This window comes from Staphylococcus sp. HMSC62A08, assembly GCF_001839105.1.
GTDB lineage: Bacteria > Bacillota > Bacilli > Staphylococcales > Staphylococcaceae > Staphylococcus > Staphylococcus caprae.
The window spans coordinates 1-479 of record NZ_KV840070.1; the positions used below are offsets into that span (position 1 = coordinate 1).

The following is a 479-nucleotide window of genomic DNA, read 5'->3' on the forward strand; positions in this document are numbered from 1 at the left end:
TCCCTTCAGCCGGACTTGGGTATTCCTCCATTATTTATAGGTAAATCGCTATTAAATTAATTAAAATGGCGGTCCCGACGGGAATCGAACCCGCGATCTCCTGCGTGACAGGCAGGCGTGTTAACCGCTACACTACGGGACCATTGATAAACGGAGGAAGAGGGATTCGAACCCCCGCGAGCCGTTAAGCCCCTGTCGGTTTTCAAGACCGATCCCTTCAGCCAGACTTGGGTATTCCTCCAAAATTATATGGACCTTGCAGGACTCGAACCTGCGACCGAACGGTTATGAGCCGTTAGCTCTAACCAACTGAGCTAAAGGTCCTAAATATAATCCTACAACTAATAAGTAGTGGCGGTGGAGGGGATCGAACCCCCGACCTCACGGGTATGAACCGTACGCTCTAGCCAGCTGAGCTACACCGCCGTTATGTAGTTTATAAATTAAATATGGTGGAGACTAGCGGGATCGAACCGCTG

4 tRNA genes are annotated in these 479 nt (G+C 50.1%); all 4 read right to left on the minus strand.

The annotated features are described in order from the left end of the window. Positions 1–66 precede the first annotated feature (66 nt). The 4 genes from HMPREF3264_RS12250 to HMPREF3264_RS12265 all read right to left on the minus strand — a co-directional run bounded on the left by HMPREF3264_RS12250 (position 67) and on the right by HMPREF3264_RS12265 (position 426). A tRNA-Asp gene (locus tag HMPREF3264_RS12250) sits at positions 67–142 on the minus strand. Between the two features lie 9 nt (positions 143–151). Further along, a tRNA-Ser gene (locus HMPREF3264_RS12255) sits at positions 152–241 on the minus strand. A 9-nt stretch (positions 242–250) separates the two neighbouring features. Next, a tRNA-Ile gene (locus HMPREF3264_RS12260) sits at positions 251–324 on the minus strand. 28 nt (positions 325–352) lie between these two features. After that, positions 353–426: transfer RNA gene (locus tag HMPREF3264_RS12265), tRNA-Met, on the minus strand. Positions 427–479 lie beyond the last annotated feature (53 nt).